The following is an 18,279-nucleotide window of genomic DNA, read 5'->3' on the forward strand; positions in this document are numbered from 1 at the left end:
GGTTCGGATGCCGAAACAGGTCGACCACCGAGAACGTCGCGAAACCATCGCGCGCGCCCTGTGGCGAGTAGTCGAACAACAAGGTTGGGCCCGCGCAACGATGCGCGAGGTCGCCCGTGAGGCGGATGCCTCCCTGGGACAGGTCCAGCACTATTTCCGTTCCCGGACAGCGATGCTCGTCTTCGCGATGGAATTCGCTGCCGAACAGACCGCACGGCGCGTCACCCAGGGCCTCGACCGTCTCGGCTCACCTCCGCACCCCCGAGACGTGCTGCGAGTGACGCTCATGGAGATGCTCCCCCTGCACCCGGATGCCCGCGCCACCAGCCGGATGAGCGCCGCCTACACCCTCGAGGCACTCCACGACCCGGGGCTGCACGAGCAGGCCCGCCTCGGACTCCATGACGGCAGAGCACTCACCGAACGCCTGATCAGGCAGGCGATCGCCGACGGCCACCTCCCCCCGGATCGTGAACCGGCGATCGAGACGAACCTCCTACTCGCGCTGACCGGCTTCACCCCGCTGCTCGAGTTCGACGTCATCGATCCCGAGGCCGCGCTGGCGGCCATCGATTACTACCTCGACCGACTCTTCGACTGCACCTAAGGCTCGCCACCCCCGGCGAACCCGACCGCGCGGAGATCACGCAGGTCATGATCGCGCCCTCGGGCTGGCCGCACCGGCCTAGCGCCTCAGATTTCCGAAGCGGGCAGTCGATCTGATCGACGTGCTTGTCCGGTCGGAGGCCGCGCCACGTCGGATGCCGCAGAATCCGCTCGCGATCGCGTCAGGCATCGGCCGCCGACCTGCTGTGCCTCCCATCCCCGCAACATCGCTTGCAGCACAGCGTCTTCCGGCCGCAGCAGTGCCACGCCGTCGACCAGCTCCAACCGCGCCGATCCCAGCGGTAGCCCACCTTGATTGCGCATCGATCTCCCATCGCTGGACGGGCGAATCATGCAACAGATGAGTGTTTCTTGGCAAGGATCCAGGACAGAGCTCCGCCCGAAACGCTGGTTTGCGTACCGTAATTGATGCCGTATCAGCCGTTTTCGAGGCCGCTATCGTGCATCCGCTGCAATTCTTCGCAGAATTGACACCCGACCAGGGCAGCTTCAGACCGCGCGCAGCGGCACTATCGTTCGTTCGGCCGGAGCGTGGGTTCGTTCCAGGGCGCTGGTGGGACGACGGCGGTGCTGCGGCCGTGGGGGTCGAGGATGTGGCCGAGGAGTTTGTGGTGGCGCATCGTGAGGAGGCGTTCGCCGATTCGTAGGCCGGGATGTGTTCGGGTGAAGCGGGTTTCGAAGTCGAGCACGTCGGCGAGGTTGATGGTGTTGACCTGCAGGACGAGGTTGTATTCAGCGCTGAGTGCAGCACAGTTGCGGGTTTGCCGGTAGTGGGCCAGCGCGTGACCGATGTCGAGCAGGTCGGCGGCGGGAGCGGTCGCCCAGAAGGTGACCGCTACCGGCCAGCCGCCGAGCGGTCGCGCGAAGTCGCAGCGGAACCGCAGCAGCCCGGTCCGGGTGAAGGTATCGATGCGTCGTTTGATGGTTTGCGCGCTGACTCCGAGCGAGGTCGCCAGCTGTTGGTGTGGGGCGCGGCCGTCGTGGGACAGGTGGGTGAGCAGCGCTCGGTCGAGCGGGGTGAGCGGGTGTGAGCCGGGCCGGTCGGCGGCGGTCGGCGTGCAGGCGAGCCGGGTTTGCTGGTTGGGATCGAGCGCGTCGATGCGCCAGCGACCGCCCTCAGTGAACATGTGCGTGACGACCCGGGCGCGCACGGCCGTCACGTGTGGGACAACGGGCAGAACGTCGAGGGTGTAGCGCGACATCATGGCCAGATCGTCGGTGGCCACGGTGCCGAGCAACAGGTGCGCGTCGGTGGTGCGCTCGATCGTCAGGAAGTGCGGATGACCGGCTAGGGTCTCGGCCACCTCGCCGGCATGTCCCGTGGCGCACCCGATTTCGACGAATGCGAAGCAGAGCAGCTGATAGGCCCGCGGCCCGGGAGAGATGGTCACCCACGCTCGACCGCTGTCGGTGAGGCGGTGCCAGCGGCGGGCCACAGTGACCGCGTCGACGCCGAGGGCGCGGCCCAGTTCGGTCCAGGGCGCGCGCGGCCGCAGCTGCAGGGCGTGGACGAGCTCGAGCTCGCCCTCAGTCAGTGGTTTGGCAGAATCCTGCATCCAATACCGGTCTCAACAGAAATTCCTGCATATTCTTCGTCACACGTTGTCTCGAGTGCACTCTACTGGGCGGGTCAAGCGATTCATCACGTCGAGAAGGGACAGACCTGTGGCATTCGCCGATTTCCAGAACGAGATCTATTTCGCCGGTCTGATGGGGGTGCAGCCGTCGTTGCCGATGAGTTTCGCGGGGTGGGAGCAGCGGGCTCAGCAGGCGCTGCCGCCGTCGGTATGGTCCTACGTTGCCGGTGGCGCCGGTGATGAGCGCACCCAGCGTGCCAATGCGTCGGCGTTCGATCAGTGGGGGTTGGTGCCGCGGATGTTCGTCGGCGCGCGCGAGCGTGACATGTCGATCGAGTTGTTCGGTATGACACTGCCGTCGCCGGTGTTCATGGCGCCGATCGGGGTGATCGGGCTGTGCGCCCAGGACGGGCACGGGGACCTGGCCACCGCGCGTGCCGCCGCACGCACGGGCGTGCCGATGGTTGCCTCCACACTGTCGGTGGATCCGATGGAACAGGTGACCGCCGAATTCGGTGACACGCCAGGGTTTTTCCAGCTCTACACCCCGACCGACCGGGATCTGGCCGCCAGTCTGGTAGAACGCGCCGAAAAGGCGGGTTTCAAGGGCATCGTCGTCACCCTCGATACGTGGATCACGGGCTGGCGGCCACGCGATCTGGGCTTCAGCAACTTCCCCCAGCTGCGCGGGCACTGCCTGGCCAACTACACCAGCGACCCAGTGTTTCGGGCCAGTCTGGGCACGGATCCCGACGATAACCCGCGTGCCACGGCACTGCGCTGGGCTCAGATCTTCGGCAATCCGCTGACGTGGGACGACCTGCCGTGGCTGCGGTCGCTCACCACGCTGCCGTTGCTCGTGAAAGGGATCTGTCATCCCGATGACGTCCGCCGCGCGAAAGACAATGGTGTGGACGGTATTTACTGCTCCAATCATGGCGGACGGCAAGCCAACGGCGGTCTGCCCGCTCTGGACTGTCTGCCCGACGTGGTCGCCGCCGCTGACGGCCTGCCGGTGCTGTTCGACTCCGGCGTCCGCAGCGGTGCCGACATCATCAAAGCCCTTGCCCTCGGCGCCACGGCCGTCGGCATCGGCCGCCCCTACGCCTACGGTGCGGCACTGGCCGGCACCGACGGCATCGTGCATGTGTTGCGTGCCCTGCTCGCCGAGGCCGACCTGATCATGGCCGTCGACGGCTACCCCACCCTGGCCGACCTCACCCCCGACACACTGCGGCCCACCCGATAGTTCACGCCTCGAATTCATCGGCCATAGAGCGGATACCGGGCAAATCGAACGCCGGGCTCGACGACCGGCGACACGACGACTGACGCGCTGCGTCCAAGTATCCTCTTCTGCCGCAACCGGTTTCGCGCGAAGCCCGGTATAGCGTTCGTCACCGACCACCGCTGTCGGGTCCAGGGTGTCATGGTGATCTCGCTACGCTTGCGGCTGAATGTCGATGCCGTGTTGCAGGGATGCGAGTGCGGCATCGAGAATTTGGTGCAGTGCGGTGACGGAGTGATCACCGTGAAGGACCCAGTGGTCCAGGGCCGTGCCCACGACGGCGAAGCAGGCCGCCCCGACGATCCGGGGGGCCAGGTCGGTGTCGGGGAGGTCGGCGCGCTGGGCGAAGACGTGCGCTAGATCGTGCTGGCGTTGGATCGCGCCGAAGTAGTTCTCCTGCCAGAGGGTCGGATTCGTGATCAGCAAGAGCCGCGCGCGCCGGACGGAGTCGATCTCTGTCGAGGTCAACGCCTGGGGTCGCGGGCCGAGCAGCAGCTCGCGCACGGCGGCTCGTGATGCGGTCAGGGCGGACTCGTCGACCGATCGCCGCTGCAGCGCCGCGCGTAAGCGGGCGAAGAGCTGTTCCTCGTGCGCGAAGAGCACGGCCGCCTTGGACGGAAAGTGGCGGCTGAAGGTGCGCCGGGTCACCCCAGCCGCCTCGGCGATCTGCTGAATGCTGGCGCGATCGAAGCCCTGCTCTTCGAACAACCGCAACGCCGCCATGATCAGTTCCTGTCGCACCCGGGCCTTCTCCTGCGCTTGCCAACCGGTTGCTTCAGTCAATTCCGAGCCCTTCCCATCCGTAACCCAGATCACAGCCTATAGTGTCCCATTGGGACACTACTGCTGCTAGGAGTTGTGTCCCAATGGGACATTATCGCAGTCATTGTAGCCCTGCGTTTGCGTTACCGATCCCGCGATTCGCCAGAGGAGAACTCCGCCATGACATCCACCGAGACCAGCCCCGCCACTCAGGACACCACGCTGAAGTCGGTCGATCCGGCCACCGGTGAGGTCATCGCGATCCATCCCGTCGCCGACCCATACGGCGGCGCCGACAATATCTCCGATGGTCCGAGCAACCACACATGCCGACTCCGAGCGGCGGACCACTATGCGGTTCACGATTGCCCCGTTCAACTTGTCGAATCCCGCTTCTGCCCGGCCGAAAGGCCATTGCCCTCGGCGATCCGCCACCGCGACCGAGAGCGCTAGGGCCCGATAGCCTCAGGTCGGAGTGCCGCAACCAGGACTCCGTGCGGAGATACCCAGTAGGCCCAACCGTGCCCCTCTGGACGAGCCGCTAGCGGGAAACCTCGAGCCATTCGCTCGATCCGGCGACCGCTTGATAGCTGATCAAGTGGTCAACGGATTTGCGTAGCGCTTGGTCAGAGCGCCATACAAACCCCTTAGCTCGTGACCAGGCATCCGACTGGTTGATTACGACTAACGCGAGGCCCGGTTTCCCACGCGTTGGCACACTCTCGGCTCACTGAGCCGAATTGCTCGCCACTGTCGATTGCCATCGCGGTGATGAAATTGCCCTCTGACCTGGAGTTTCACGAAGTGGGCGCAGACGGGTTCGAACCGCCGACCGCTGGTGTGTAAGTCCGTTGGTTTGCGGATTGATTGCTGAGGGGGAGTAGATGGTAAACCGCCATCGCTGCACTGAGTAATCAGCGCGATTCACGACTGCAGATAGGCCAGTCCTCAATCGCTCCACTTCAACGAACGCCGGTTCGACGCCAACCGGCTCATTTCGGCCAAGAGGGCTTCGGGGGCGTACGGAACCGCGATCGAAGGGTTGCTCGACATGACGAAATGCTCAGCTGACGCTGCCACGAGCAGAACCGCACGTCACGAATCAGCTACACCGAGGCCAAGTGCACACCGGGTGCTACAACGGCTACTCCTCTGCCCGAGCCAGGCAAGAGGGAGTTGCGACTTACCGCACCTGCCGGCAGATCTCGTACAGGAGGTCGCGGTACTGGTCGATGTCGGTGTCCAGGCATATGGTGATCAATGCTGTACAGCACGACGGGGTGGAAGAACTTGGGGGGATGGCAAAACTGGACGACGGATCGACGTCTCTCGATCTCTTCCAACCTTCGACCGAAGCGCCTTGGCGCACACCATGATCAACAAATCAGTCCGGCTGTCCATAAGGGTCGATGCTCGGGATCCCGCAGGGCCCAGGCCGATCTTCGCAATGCAACTTGAAACCCGAACCAAAAGAACAGGAGTGAACGAACCAATGAACAGCAAACCTGCGCTGAAGCTGGTTGCGGTAGGCGATGACATCCCGCCGGGCGATGACGGGATACCGAGCAAGTACGGCTATCAACCCGACGAGGACAGGTACGACCGATTCGGTCGACTGCTACCGAGCTGGGGACTATACGACCGCCGGAAAGGTGAAGAACAATGGTGGAGGCAACTGGCGTGCCTGGTACACCGACACCGACGGAAAGCGGTTCACCCAGGATTTCAGGTTGCAACGCGACGCCCAGGGCTGGGCCTGTAGCCATGCGGAAGCCTTGTACCAGTTCAGCTATGACGACTACCTGCAGCAGGCTACAGCCGAGGAGATCCATCGCGATCTGTTCGATCGCCAGCACGAGATGCTCGACGGCTGGAAGGGCTTCCACGGTGGGCACGACCTGCACGCGGCTCGGCGCAATGATTATGGATACGGTCATGAGACTCCCCGGGGAATCCTGGTTGCTGCCTGGGCGGCGGCGCGCGCAGTCACCGTGCGGTATCGCGATGATCGGGGCCGGGTTCGCACCGCCGGACCCGGTATGACCTGGAATATCGACGGTAACCTGCTGGAGGTTCTCAGCCCGTTCAATAGCCCTGGCGCGGTCATGACACGCATCGACATCGACTCCGTGATCAGCATCGAGGTCTTCGCAGACGACAATTGGGATCACATGCGCGAAACCCCCCGCGCCACCTCAGGACGGAGATAGCTCGATGATCCCCGGAGGTCTAGGGACTCGAACCCCCGACCCCCACACTGTGGATCAAGGGGTTCCAGTACCTCCCGATGACTCCCGATAATGCCCTCTACCTGGTCAAACACCGCAACCACGACCCCTGGTGACTCCGGTTGGTTCCGGGTATCTCCCGGTGAAAACGTGCTGTTAGCGTGCCATGGTTCGAATTTCCCTGCGGCTGTCGTCCGCGAGCCCCCCGCGCACCTCTCGATCCTCGATGCGCGCAGAGGCTGACGCTACCTGAAGTCTAATGTCATGTCTCGGCGTGCGGAGAAGCCACCACCGGCGTCCAGTTCCGGCCCACCTATGCTGTGGTGCCGTCCGGCCGGGCGACGCATTCGAACGGTACCCGAGCGCCTCTGTCCAGATGCGGTGTCTGCGAGGACTACAGCAAGGGAGGTCGCAATGTTGCTGCAGCGATGCTGACGATCGGGGTCAATAGGTGACAGTCGCTGACGATCCGCATCGCAGTGCCCATAGCCACGACCGGCAAGCTCGGCGGCCGACACGCGTGGTCGTCGTCGCTGCGGTCCCATCCGCAGGTGCCCCAGGACAGATTCTCAGGCCATCGGATCCGGTGGACCAGGCCGCGCAGGAGTTGGTATTCGCCGACGCGCACGCCAGTCAGTCTGATGAACAGCGACGTGGTCGTGACACCCAGTAGTGCTGCGGCTTCGGTGGCGTCGGTGGTCTTTCGGAGCGCGTCACGCAGTGGTCGTATCGGCAGCAGCCGACGAGCGGTGATCTTGTTGGCGGAGTTCTCGACGAGTTCGACAGGGATGCGGCCCCGTCGTGCGCGGCGGACGAGGCGCCGGCGTTCGAGGTCGGCGTGTGCGATGCCGTGGGCGACCCATTCGTGACGTTCTCGCTCCGGTAGGTCAGCGTTGACCACCATGGCCGATTCCTTTGGCAGCCATAGCATTTGAGCGGAGCTGAGAGGTAGGAATCCGACATCAATCCCTCGTGCGATGGCGTGAGTGTAGGCATCGTAGTGGCCCTGTCTGGAGGGGGTACATAGGTCTGAGGTCATCGACCGTCCTTCACCGGTAGCGCTGGACACTGTCTCCGCTCCCCCGGTGATGAAATCCCCCCGCCCCCCGGCGTCGCTTCGACGCTTACGTTGTACCGTCAACATACCGGAAAAATTGGGGGGTTGCGCAGTGACGCGCGCAACTGTATTCGAGCCTTGCGGACCGAGTCCTCGGCACGCTATCGAGCGCGCCCGCGCGGACGTGATCACTGCGCGCGGGCGATACGACCGGCGCGAAGGCCCGCGACGAAGGCTTCCACCTGTGCGCGTTCGGAATCGGTGAACTCGGACAGGTCCAGGGTCCGGGGTCCGTGCATGGTCGGTGGCACCGAGGCGACCAGTTCGCGGCGCGAGGCGGTGGAGGTGCCGAAACCCGCGTGCTCCAGCAAGGTTTCAGGGTCTAGGTTGATGGCGCGCGCCATCTTGACCAAGGTGTCCGGTGTGGTCGTAGCGGGGCTGCTGACGCCGTTCTTCACCTGCACGCCGCTTTCCATTTGACGCCAGCGGCTTTCGCTGATGCCTGCGCGGCTTGCGGCCTTGCGGATGGAGAGTTTCTCTCCTTCGCGCGCGGCCTTGAGCTCGCGCGCGACGCGCATGCTCTGTGCATTGGTGTTGCTCATGTCCACAAGGGTAGTCCGGTTGCGCGTAATTCGTGCGATTCCACGGTGCACGACCCAGCGGTAACATCCTGCGCCGGTTGCGCATGGATGCGCACACATCCACGCAGGTAGATCCTCGAGCTGGAGCCCATGTATCGGGAGGTTTGGGGCGAGATCCGTTGCGATGCTGCACGATACGACTTGCCATCCCTCGCGCAGCGTCGGTAGTGTTTCGCAGTGGTTGCGCAGTATCTGAAGTGAACGGAGTCACACGCATGTCGCGCAAAGCACGCGAAACCAACGCGCCACCCAAGCACCGTGTCCCGGTCGACCAGCGCCTGGCACTGACCTACGACGACGCGGCCGGCTTGATGTCGGTGTCGAAGTGGAAGATCGCCCAGCTGGTCGAAGAAGGGAAGCTGCCGGTCAAGCGGCTCGGCAGTCTCGTCCGGATCCGGCGCAGGGACATCGACCGGCTTCTCGACCTCCCGGATGACCATCCGGCCGAACCGGTGCCTGCCCACGGCGGTGCCAGCGTCCCCCTCTAAGCGCCAGCGCCCGCGTTCCGCCCCTCTGCCAAGGGTTTTTGCGCGGAAGCGAGCGCTGGCATTCCCGTAGGAAGCCCACCGATCCTCATCCCACCACGGAATAAGGAACCAATGAACACAGATAAGGGTACACACCCCGACGGTGACGACGCAGCCAACACCGGCGCTTTGGCGGTCGGCTCGCCCCGCTGGCGGCGCACCGCCACCGCGTCGAAGGTCGCGGCCATGCTGGGAGTCTCACCATGGAACTCCCCGAAGGCGCAGTGGCTCAAGATGCGTTACCCCGAGAAGTTCCCGCAGACCAGCAACCCCGTGCAGAAACGCGGCCACTACTTCGAATCCGGGTTTCTGCGCATGTGGTTCGACCGCAACCGGCAGTTCCGTCGCATCGCCGACACCGCCGTCACCTACACCCGTAACGACCTGGGTTTCCCGGCTGCGGCGACACCCGACAGCGAGGGCATGATCGCCGACACCGGCCAGCGGTTCGGCATCGACGTCAAAACCGTCGGCTACTGGTCGGACCCGGAGGGCCTGAAGTGGGGTGATCCGGGCACCGACGCCGTTCCGGACGACGTCCTGGTCCAGGTCACGTGGCAGATGCTGGTATCGGGGTTGCGGCGCACCGCCGTGATCAAGGGCGGCCCGTGCCTGGACGATGTCACCGCTTACTGGGTGGACTACGACGACGCGTTCGCCACCGACATGGTGACCAGGGTGGCCGCGTTCATGCAGTCACTCGACGACGACGTCGAACCGGACAACGACGACCGCGCCGAGACGTATGAGGCGATCCGCACGGCTCACAACGACTTCGATGCCGACGAGCCGGACTGGCCCACCGACTTGGACCTGGCCATCGAGCACATCGAAGCGCAGCTGGCCTACGACGCCAGCAAGGCTCGTCTGTACCGGGTGAAGTCGGACCTGTTGTGCAGCATGGGCTCTGCGCGCCGCGCCATCGTACAAACACCACCGGGCATCGACGGAAACGGTCGGGAACGCACTCCGAAGCCGCTCGTGGTCGCCACCCGCCAGCCTGCTGGGCAGGCCACCAAACTAGTGCGCCCTCGCACCGATCTGGTGCAGCTTCTGGCCACATTGCGCGACCTGCGTGCTCGCCAGGAAGGGGCGGCAGCATGACCGATCGTTCGACCTCGTCGGTGAGCGGCGTCGGCGTCGAGGTGTTCGTGTCGGTCAGCGACACCGACGGCGCCACCGTCATCCAGATCGACACCAACCCGCACACCCACATCCGGGTCTGCGTGAACGAGGGAGACACCGTCTACGACGGCGACCCCGACGCCCACACCGCTGACTGCACTCTTCTGGGAGGAGGACCGTGCGCATGACTCTGGTGAAGATCAAGACCCGCCGCCCCACCGGTGCCGTGCCGTGGCCGCTGATCCTGCTGGAAGGCGGTGAAAAGACCGGCAAATCATGGCAGCTGGCACAGTTTTCCGCCTGCGACCGCATCGGTCAGGCCTACTGGATCGACCTCGGTGAAGGCAGTATGGACGAATACGCTGCGATCCCCGGCGCGAACTATCTGGTCGTCGACCACGACGGCACCTGGCGCGACATCTACGGGCAGGTCAGCGCGATCCGCGAGGAAGCCAAGCGCGCCAACGACGCTGGTGACAAGCCGGTCGTGCTGTTCATCGACTCCATGACCGCCGAGTGGGAGATGCTCAAGGACTGGGTCGGTGCGCGTGCGCGGGAATCCAACTACGCGAAGAAGATCCTCGCCAAGGACCCGGATGCGGAGATCAAACCCGCGATGAATCTGTGGAACGACGCCAATGACCGCCACAACCGGCTGATGTATCTGTTGATGACCTTCCCCGGAATCGTGGTCATGACCGCGCGCGGCAAGACGGTGGCGGCGATGGACCCGACCGGCAAACCCATTGCCGGAGAACGTGAATACCGGGTGGAAGGCCACAAGAACCTCGCCTTCGACGCCTCGGCGTGGGTACGGCTGTCGCGAGACGAGCCGCGCTCACAAATAATCGGGGCGCGGTCGGTGCACGCCGGGGTGCGCCCTGGCGCGGACAAGCCGGTTAGCGCACCGGAGTTCACCCTCGAATGGCTGATCTTCACCGTTCTGCAGTGCGATCCGACGAAGGCGCGGGTGCGTGCTCTGCAGCCACTGGATTCGACTGCCGACTCGACCGCGCTCAGTGATGCCGACATCGACACCGTCGTCGAAAAGGCAAAAGCGGCAGGCACTGTCGAGGAACTCCACGAGATCTGGACCTCGGTCGCCCACCGGCTCGGCAGGCGCAAAACGGAGGTGAGCAACGTCTTCACAATCCTGCTCAACGACCTGCGCGCCACCGACAGTGAATCGGCACCGTCGCTGTCGGAGGTCGCTGGTAGTGATGGCGAGGACGCCTCCGGGCACGAGTCACCCTCGGCGAAGGCGAACGCTGCGGCCTGACATTTCACGCGGCCATGCGGGCGCGGCAGCTGCCGCGCCCACATGGCCGCTATCGCTGGACTTCGAAAGGAGCTCTTACCACCGTGTCCTCCGACGTCATCTCAATGCAGTCGGACGAGCCAACCGGAATACCCTGCCTCCGACCGGTTTTCGGCACATATCCGCGCGTGTGTCCACACTCCGCTTCGGGCGGTGCGCTGTGAGCGAGCAGGAGCCCGGCGCTGGCGTCGGTCACCGATCGACAGCACGGTGCGGGACCAACGGCGGCTATCAGCGGCATCTGAAGGAACATACCGAACCGTGTCAGGACTGCCGCGAGGCTCACGCCGCCTACGGCCGTCACTACCGTAAACAGACCCGGTCTCTGCGACCGGACAGCAAGTTGAAGGTCAGCGTCGATCTGCTGGCGCAGCTGTGGGAGACCGCCACGCCCGACGCCGTGGCACTCATGGACGCCGAACTCGGAGACAGGATCGTCAACGCCATCGTGCGCCTGCGAGATCAATCCGCGTAACCCCGGACACATCGGCACCGGGGGACGAATCGCACCGCACCGGCTGACCCAGATGAACCTGTCTGTTCCCTTCAGCCTGCCGGCATCGACCGCTGGCTGCTGCCGGGCGGTGAGAAACCTTGGCAGTGCATCACCTGGTAGTGGGTTCGCGACCGGTACTCGTCTCCCCTCCCCATGAACTGACGGAAAGGAACTGATCGATGGCTCGCGAGTACGCACAACTACGGCTGGATCTGGAGGCTGACGACGACTTTCGTGATCTGAGCCCGGCGGCCCAGCATCTGTACTACACGCTGCTGCGTTCATCGAAACTCACCGCCGTCGGCGTCACCGACTGGAGGCCCGCCCGTATCAAGGAGGCCGCGCGAGGCTGGACTCCGGCGCAGGTCAACGCCGCCGGGGCAGAGTTGGCCCACGGGTTGCTCATCGTTGTCGACGAGGGGACAGAGGAGGTGTTGATCCGCTCCCACATCAAGCACGACAAGGTCGTGGCCAACCCGAAGACCGCGATCTCGATGGTGAACGCCTACCGGTCGACAGCGTCGCGAGCACTGCGCGCGGTGATCGTGTACGAACTGCGCAAGCTGGCGAAAAAGCAACCAGGCTTGGCGGGCTGGAAGGATTCACGAGTGACAGCACTGCTGGAGCGCAGCGCGATCGACCCGGCGGGCTTCCCCACCGGGTTCCCGCAAGGATCGGTCGACTTTGGTGGTAGCAGCTGGGAACCGGTGACGTCGGTTACCCCCACCGCTTCCCCCAAGCCTTCCCCCAACAGTTGCCCCAGCGATACCAGCAGCGACAACCCCAACGGTTCCCCTGTACCTGAACCTGTACCTGAACCGACTACCCCTGACGGGGTAGTCGAGATATCTCCCCCGTCGACACCGAAGCGAGCGCGTGCGAGCGCGCCCGCGGGGTTCGACCGCTTCTGGGCGCTATATCCGCTGAAGAAGGATGCCGGCGCCGCCAAACGCGCCTTCACTGCCGCGCTCCGGAAAACCGACCTCGACACGATCCTGGCCGCCGTTCAGCGATACCGCGACGATCCCAACCGTGAGCCAGCGTTCACCAAGTATCCAGCAACCTGGCTCAACGCCGAGGCATGGACCGACACCGACCCGCTACCCGCGCGTGGACACCGGATGACCACGCGAGAACGACAATTCGCCGAAGCCGGTGAGGCGCTACAGGCCGCGCTCGCCCGCGACGCCGATGACGAGAGTGTCGATCCATTGGCTCTGCTGAGTAACCCGTTCGATCCCGAACCGCGCCAGTTGGGGGCGTGATGGCGTTCACCGAGGCGCAGACGATCGCGCTGGTGTCATTGATCGCCGGGTTCGACAACCGGGTCGCCAACGATGCGGCCACACGTGCGGCGTGGGGGCTGGCCGCCCGGGATCAAGGATGGGAATTCACCCGTGCGGTTGAGGCGGTCGGCAGGTTCTACACCCGCGCCTTGGACCCGAACGAGTCGCTGCCACGCATCGCACCAGGCCACATCACCAAGCTCATCCGCATGCACACCCCCGCCGGTGAAGGACCCCGCCCGGCCGGTGAAGTGCTGGCGTTACGGGGACCAGGATCCAGCCCCGAACACCGGCAACGTATGCGTGAGCGCATCAACGCCGTGTTCGTCGACAAACACCACCAGACGTCGTCACAGACCCAAGAAGCCCCAGCGCTGCACCAGGATTCGCCTGCACCTCCACACACGCATGAGGGCCGGTCCACCACCTCCGGTAGCCAGAGCCGCCCGAACGCCCCGCACACCGCCACCACCAGCCAGGCCCGCGCCACAGGACAGAACATGCCACCGTGAACCATGGATACTCCTGCCGTGCAGGCAAGGCCGCTACCGGGGCGTGGACATTCGCGCGGTGGATTCCTGTCCGTTGTCGATCATCGCGGCCCTGACGCAGTGTGCGTCGTTCGTCCTGCCCGACCACTGACGCAATGCGCAACCTGTTGCGAGACCCACTCTTTGGTTGCGCACCGTGGTCCGCTCCCGTAACACGACGGCATCCTGCCACGACACCCGGGAAAGCCTATCCGAGCAGGTCAGCGCCCCCGCCTGCCATGAGCGCCAATAGCCCTGTACAACGGGCGATTACACGATCGGTCATCATCAATTCTGGCCGTTCAGTCACCGCCGCCCACAAACCGACACCCTCACCCGCGCCTCCACGCCAACCAATCACAGGATCGTCCAACTTCCGCGAAACCACTTGCCAGTTGCGCGCAACCGATCGTAGGTTGGGTGTATGAGCGACACACCGACAACACAGACCCTCACCGCCCAGCAGCTCTATGAGGCCGGGTTCGGCACGAAGGTCACCGACAGTGCAGGCTTCAGCTGGCAGAAGGGAGACGACGACGTCTGGGAACCCTTGACATCGCCTGGCAGCGAGGGGCTGCGCAGTGTCACCCTGATTCGCCGGTGGGGCCCCATCACTCCCTACGCCGACACCTCAGCACCGACCAGCTCCGGCGACAACGGTGATGCCGAAACCGAATGGGGATTCGAGTTCCCCACCGGTGAAACCATGTGGCGCACAACACGGCTCTCCAGTAATACCTTCGATCTGACCGACGCCCTCAGCCGCAAGGATCTCGCCGACTTCATCATCGCCGCCTACGACATCCTGAAGGTGCCGGACCCGGAGAAAACGGCTCTGCTGGCCAGATATCGCTTCGTCACCCGCGTCCGAAGGACAACCGTCAGCGAACCGACCATCGCCCGAACCCTCACCGACTGAACGCATTCGTCGTGGAGCCTGCCAGCTCCACTCCCCCGTAAGGAAACCCATGGAACTCACCGCTGCCCTGCGCAACGAACTGGGCATCCCCGACCACCGCGACCTGATGGTCAGCCTGTCCCGCGACAACCAGTTCCTCCACGTGCTCACCGACGACCACACACCAGCACATTGGCTGCTGCAGTGGCGCACCACCGCCGACGAGGGCGTGCACGGCCACTACCATTACGGCACCTTCAGTGAACTGCCCACGGCCCTGGCCGAAGTCCTCACCCATCCCGAACGCGCCCACAACGCACCGGTGGAACTCGACATCTGCGAGTGGGCACTGCACTACCAGCTCACTCCCCCGGTAGCGGCGTAATCAGGTGGGGATAGGCATGATTCAGCTGCACATCAACGACGACACCCTTCTCGATGCCGTCACTGCCCACCCTGAGCTGTTCACCGCACCCACCGATCTGGACTTCGACCAGCGGCTGTGCTGGTTGCACCGGCTGGTCGCGACAGTCGGTGACGTAGGCACCGTCAGCGTGTCCGGATTCGCCGATCCGATCCTCAACGGCAGCGTCGCCTTGTGGTCGGACCTGGTGGGCGAGCCTCACCGCACCCCGGAGGGGCTTCTGGTCGGCGCCACAACTGTCGAGGGTGGACTGCGCGTCGTCACCCATACCGAGTACGAGCCGACGTTGCCTCCGGAACCGTTGGCCGACACCGTGCACGAGTTGTGTGTGTTCGCATTCAACGCGCTCAAACGCCTCGTCGATCCGATGAACCGGGAGCTGCGCAGCCTCTGCGTCAGCCTTGGTGTGTCATGACCCGTCCCACCACCGACTGACTTACCGCACTCATCACCGGCTGGGGCGGCATCACGCCGCCCCACCCGCTTTCCCACGCACTTGCACCGAGGATTTCTGATGACGACACCACTCACAGCACACGACCTTGACGCACTCCCGGTCGGGAAACGTGTCTACGACGCCACCGGCCGCCCCTGGACCAAGCTCTCAGATCAGCGTTGGGTTAGCAGCGACCTGGCCGAGCGCCCCCTGTTTCACCACTGGGCGCAGACCTCCGCATCCCTGACGGGCATCGACGCCAGCCAGGACGGCTACGGCTGGGCCCGCGCATTCACCCTCGCCCCCGACCCCGCGAGACTGACCATCACCGACGGTGTCGAAGCAGTCATGTCGGCCGCCGGCCAGCTTCCCGGCACCCCGACGATCCCGACCGAGCAAACCCTTGCAGGCAAGCTCCGCAGAACCTTCGCATTGCTCTGCGACTTGCTCAATGCCTGCGGCCTGGATGTCATCGACATGCTCGACGCCGATGAATCCATCGACCCCGCAACAACTCTCGCCGACCAGCTCTCCCCGGCAACGTTCAACACTGTCGGCGTCGTCAACGCCAATCTCGGCTTCATCACCACAGCCACCGGTGATCTGCTGCAGGTGGCGGGTCCGGCTGCCACCCGGGAGGTCATGTCCGAGGTCGTGCGCGCCATCGTCGCCACGATCAACCACGACGGCACCGTGACCGTCGGCGACGACGGCACGATCATCCTGCCCGAGGGCTGGGAAGCGGCCGACATCACAGGCGTGCTCACCCGTTACGGCGCCAAAGTCGCCCGATGCCACAACGTCCGACAAGAGGAGAACGCCTGACGATGAGCACCCGCTCCGTGCGCGAATTCAACTCGGCTGGCCCGTGCATCGTTCTCGGCGAGCTGATCAAGGAAACACCGAAGTACTACATCTACCTCGACCGGTTCCACTACCTCGAACCGAAGCAGAAACGCGTCAAGCGCCGGACCGACACCGACTGGAGCAAGGCCCACATCGAGCCGTGCCAAAGCTGCCCGGACCATCCGGCCAGCAGCTACCGAGACGGCCACAACGACTGATCAAGAACGTGGCCGGTGTACCAACGCAGTCGGGTCTCGGCCACCCGAAACAGCAAGGAAGTCATGAACACTCACGCCAGCTCCACCACCATCGAGGCGGACACCGAAACCGCCAGCGTCGAAATCGTCGACGCTGAACTGGCTTTGGATTGGCTCAACACCCAGCAGACCAACCGCCCTGTCTCCGAACCGACCGTCAACACCTACTACGCCGACATGATCGGTGGCCACTGGACGTTCAACGCCGAACCGATCAAGTTCGACACCGACGGCTGTCTCATCGACGGCCAGCACCGGCTGCTCGCGCTGGCACGCACCATCGGTAGTAGCACGGCGCTGAAGTTCCTTGTGGTGCGCGGTCTTCCGCCGGAATCTCAGCTGTCGATGGACCAGGGACGCCGACGTGATGCAGGCCAGCAGCTGGGCATGCTCGGCCACCGCAACGGCGCGTTCCTCGCCGGAGTCGCGCGCATGGTCATCTCCATCGAAGAAGGCTGGCTGTTCCGCGACAACAAACGGCTGCGGCTGTCGAACAACGCGGTCGCCGAATGGGTCGCTGCCCACCCCGATGAGGTCGGCCTTCTCAACACCTACTACAACGACCTGCGCAAGATCTTCGTCCGCCCCGGCGTCAGCGGCGCGATCATGATCGTGCTCTCCCGCGTCAACCCCACGGCCACCCCTGAGTTCTTCGACGCGTTGATCTCCGGGGCGAACTTGTCGGAGACATCATCGATCCTGGCGCTTCGGCGGCGGTTCGAGACCGCGAAGCTCGCCCGTGAACGCCTGTCGGACAAGGACATCATCGGGTTCTACATCCAAGCCTGGAACGCCTGGAGGGCAGATCGCCCATTGAAGCGGGTGCAGCGCGCGAAAACCGACTGGGCCCCAGAGCATTTCATCCCCGCACGGTGACCGAGACACCGATACACACAGAACAGGACCAGATATGACCGGCGAGCCCATCGTTACCGTCATCGGAAACTTGACCTCCGACCCGGAGCTGAGATTTGTCCCCAAAGGCGACGCTGTCGCCACCTTCACTGTGGCTTCCACGCCCCGGGTGTTCGACCGCGCCACCCGGGAGTGGACCGACGGCGAGGCGCTGTTCCTGCGCTGCCAGATCTGGCGCGACTATGCCGAGAACATCGCCGAATCCCTCACGCGCGGAGCCCGTGTCATTGTCCACGGCAGACTCAAGCAGCGCTCCTACGAAACCCGCGACGGCAGCAAACGCACGGTCGTGGAGATGGAGGCCGAGGAAGTCGGCCCCGCGCTGCGGTATGCACGGGCTGCGCTTACCAAAACCACCGGCAGCGGAGGCGGTTCACAGGCCCACGGCGGCAGCGACAACCCGTGGAGGTCCGCGCCTGCAGCAACCACGTTCGGCGGCGACTTCGACGACGAACCCCCGTTCTGACCCCGCAGCACACTCACCTCGGGCGGCGCACGTGGGTGCGCCGCCCGACCCCTTCGTCCGAGACAGGAGAACCATCATGGCTGAATTCGTCGACCACTTACCCGAGGCACGCACCCTGTCACGGGCAGCGATCAACCGCGCGTTCGCCGACGAGCTGCGCGGCAACCCCGGCCGGTGGGCGAAGTACCCGCACGCCGTCGCCCACCCCTCCAGCGCCAAATACCGCATCAGCTCCGGCAAAGCGTCAGCGTTCGGACCCGGATTCCAGGTCCAGGTCCGAGACGGCGCACTGTTCATCAGGTACATCGGCGACACGAAGGACAAGCCGTGACCCGGCAGCTGTCGGTGACCTGGAAGCTGACCACCAGCCACCACCGAACCTTCACAATCCCACAACCGGTCGACCACACCGACGCCGACGCAGTCCTGGCGTTGATCCAAACCGTCTGGCTGGCCAGCTATCTCGTCGCCACCAACGACCCCACCCTGACGCAAGTCGAACTGCACACCGTGTCGGCCGAACCCGCCACACAACCGGATCCAGCCCTGCCAGGCTGACCAACCCGAAGGAGCCC

The 18,279-nt window shown here is 64.5% G+C and carries 24 protein-coding genes; 20 read left to right on the forward strand and 4 right to left on the reverse strand.

Annotated features, from left to right (window positions below):
* The first annotated feature begins 7 nt into the window (after window positions 1-7).
* The gene (locus tag IU452_RS27755; RefSeq protein WP_195112134.1) at window positions 8-607 is read left to right on the forward strand and encodes a TetR/AcrR family transcriptional regulator; all 600 of its coding nucleotides are present in this window, start codon (window positions 8-10) and stop codon (window positions 605-607) included.
* A gap of 529 nt (window positions 608-1,136) precedes the next feature.
* Here the strand turns inward: IU452_RS27755 and IU452_RS27760 are convergent.
* Entirely contained in the window at window positions 1,137-2,183 is a 1,047-nt protein-coding gene (locus IU452_RS27760; protein WP_195112135.1) for an Lrp/AsnC family transcriptional regulator, read from the reverse strand.
* A 109-nt stretch (window positions 2,184-2,292) separates the two neighbouring features.
* Between IU452_RS27760 and IU452_RS27765 the strand changes: the two genes are divergently transcribed.
* Complete coding sequence (locus IU452_RS27765) at window positions 2,293-3,453, forward strand: alpha-hydroxy-acid oxidizing protein (protein WP_195112136.1); 1,161 nt, start codon at window positions 2,293-2,295, stop codon at window positions 3,451-3,453.
* Window positions 3,454-3,645: 192 nt separating this feature from the next.
* On the opposite strand, the gene IU452_RS27770 is transcribed toward IU452_RS27765, so the two are convergent.
* Complete coding sequence (locus tag IU452_RS27770) at window positions 3,646-4,275, reverse strand: TetR family transcriptional regulator (protein WP_195112137.1); 630 nt, start codon at window positions 4,273-4,275, stop codon at window positions 3,646-3,648.
* Window positions 4,276-4,434: 159 nt separating this feature from the next.
* Between IU452_RS27770 and IU452_RS27775 the strand changes: the two genes are divergently transcribed.
* Complete coding sequence (locus IU452_RS27775; protein WP_195112138.1) at window positions 4,435-4,707, forward strand: hypothetical protein; 273 nt, start codon at window positions 4,435-4,437, stop codon at window positions 4,705-4,707.
* Window positions 4,708-5,984: 1,277 nt separating this feature from the next.
* Complete coding sequence (locus IU452_RS27780; RefSeq protein ID WP_195112139.1) at window positions 5,985-6,464, forward strand: hypothetical protein; 480 nt, start codon at window positions 5,985-5,987, stop codon at window positions 6,462-6,464.
* 412 nt (window positions 6,465-6,876) lie between these two features.
* On the opposite strand, the gene IU452_RS27785 is transcribed toward IU452_RS27780, so the two are convergent.
* Both IU452_RS27785 and IU452_RS27790 read right to left on the reverse strand, forming a co-directional pair.
* On the reverse strand, window positions 6,877-7,386 hold the full coding sequence (locus IU452_RS27785; protein ID WP_195112140.1) for a hypothetical protein: 510 nt from the start codon (window positions 7,384-7,386) through the stop codon (window positions 6,877-6,879).
* Window positions 7,387-7,727: 341 nt separating this feature from the next.
* Entirely contained in the window at window positions 7,728-8,141 is a 414-nt protein-coding gene (locus IU452_RS27790; protein ID WP_195112141.1) for a helix-turn-helix domain-containing protein, read from the reverse strand.
* 254 nt (window positions 8,142-8,395) lie between these two features.
* Between IU452_RS27790 and IU452_RS27795 the strand changes: the two genes are divergently transcribed.
* The 16 genes from IU452_RS27795 to IU452_RS27870 all read left to right on the forward strand — a co-directional run bounded on the left by IU452_RS27795 (window position 8,396) and on the right by IU452_RS27870 (window position 18,262).
* Window positions 8,396-8,668: an excisionase family DNA-binding protein gene (locus IU452_RS27795; RefSeq protein ID WP_195112142.1), complete on the forward strand. Its 273-nt coding sequence runs from the start codon at window positions 8,396-8,398 to the stop codon at window positions 8,666-8,668.
* A 111-nt stretch (window positions 8,669-8,779) separates the two neighbouring features.
* Complete coding sequence (locus IU452_RS27800) at window positions 8,780-9,811, forward strand: YqaJ viral recombinase family protein (protein WP_195112143.1); 1,032 nt, start codon at window positions 8,780-8,782, stop codon at window positions 9,809-9,811.
* Complete coding sequence (locus IU452_RS27805) at window positions 9,808-10,020, forward strand: hypothetical protein (RefSeq protein ID WP_195112144.1); 213 nt, start codon at window positions 9,808-9,810, stop codon at window positions 10,018-10,020. Before IU452_RS27800 ends, IU452_RS27805 begins: the two co-directional genes overlap by 4 nt.
* Complete coding sequence (locus IU452_RS27810; RefSeq protein ID WP_228818886.1) at window positions 10,017-11,111, forward strand: AAA family ATPase; 1,095 nt, start codon at window positions 10,017-10,019, stop codon at window positions 11,109-11,111. Before IU452_RS27805 ends, IU452_RS27810 begins: the two co-directional genes overlap by 4 nt.
* A 199-nt stretch (window positions 11,112-11,310) precedes the next feature.
* The gene (locus IU452_RS27815; protein WP_195112145.1) at window positions 11,311-11,625 is read left to right on the forward strand and encodes a hypothetical protein; all 315 of its coding nucleotides are present in this window, start codon (window positions 11,311-11,313) and stop codon (window positions 11,623-11,625) included.
* 200 nt (window positions 11,626-11,825) lie between these two features.
* Window positions 11,826-12,911, forward strand: coding sequence for a hypothetical protein (locus tag IU452_RS27820; protein WP_195112146.1), 1,086 nt, complete (start codon window positions 11,826-11,828; stop codon window positions 12,909-12,911).
* Window positions 12,911-13,444, forward strand: coding sequence for a hypothetical protein (locus IU452_RS27825; RefSeq protein WP_195112147.1), 534 nt, complete (start codon window positions 12,911-12,913; stop codon window positions 13,442-13,444). Before IU452_RS27820 ends, IU452_RS27825 begins: the two co-directional genes overlap by 1 nt.
* A 442-nt stretch (window positions 13,445-13,886) precedes the next feature.
* A complete protein-coding gene (locus IU452_RS27830) occupies window positions 13,887-14,381 on the forward strand; it encodes a DUF7316 family protein (protein WP_195112148.1) in 495 nt (164 codons plus the stop codon).
* Window positions 14,382-14,430: 49 nt separating this feature from the next.
* Complete coding sequence (locus tag IU452_RS27835) at window positions 14,431-14,745, forward strand: hypothetical protein (protein ID WP_195112149.1); 315 nt, start codon at window positions 14,431-14,433, stop codon at window positions 14,743-14,745.
* Between the two features lie 16 nt (window positions 14,746-14,761).
* A complete protein-coding gene (locus IU452_RS27840; protein ID WP_195112150.1) occupies window positions 14,762-15,199 on the forward strand; it encodes a hypothetical protein in 438 nt (145 codons plus the stop codon).
* 99 nt (window positions 15,200-15,298) lie between these two features.
* The gene (locus tag IU452_RS27845; protein ID WP_195112151.1) at window positions 15,299-16,045 is read left to right on the forward strand and encodes a hypothetical protein; all 747 of its coding nucleotides are present in this window, start codon (window positions 15,299-15,301) and stop codon (window positions 16,043-16,045) included.
* 2 nt (window positions 16,046-16,047) lie between these two features.
* Entirely contained in the window at window positions 16,048-16,284 is a 237-nt protein-coding gene (locus IU452_RS27850) for a hypothetical protein (RefSeq protein ID WP_195112152.1), read from the forward strand.
* A gap of 63 nt (window positions 16,285-16,347) precedes the next feature.
* Window positions 16,348-17,199, forward strand: coding sequence for a hypothetical protein (locus IU452_RS27855; protein WP_195112153.1), 852 nt, complete (start codon window positions 16,348-16,350; stop codon window positions 17,197-17,199).
* 34 nt (window positions 17,200-17,233) lie between these two features.
* Window positions 17,234-17,704, forward strand: coding sequence for a single-stranded DNA-binding protein (locus tag IU452_RS27860; RefSeq protein WP_195112154.1), 471 nt, complete (start codon window positions 17,234-17,236; stop codon window positions 17,702-17,704).
* A 76-nt stretch (window positions 17,705-17,780) separates the two neighbouring features.
* Complete coding sequence (locus IU452_RS27865) at window positions 17,781-18,035, forward strand: hypothetical protein (protein ID WP_195112155.1); 255 nt, start codon at window positions 17,781-17,783, stop codon at window positions 18,033-18,035.
* Window positions 18,032-18,262 (forward strand): hypothetical protein, encoded by a 231-nt coding sequence (locus tag IU452_RS27870; protein ID WP_195112156.1) that lies wholly within the window; start codon window positions 18,032-18,034, stop codon window positions 18,260-18,262. The genes IU452_RS27865 and IU452_RS27870 overlap by 4 nt, the downstream gene beginning before the upstream one ends.
* Window positions 18,263-18,279 lie beyond the last annotated feature (17 nt).

The sequence above is a fragment of the Nocardia transvalensis genome (assembly GCF_015477765.1).
GTDB lineage: Bacteria > Actinomycetota > Actinomycetes > Mycobacteriales > Mycobacteriaceae > Nocardia > Nocardia transvalensis_A.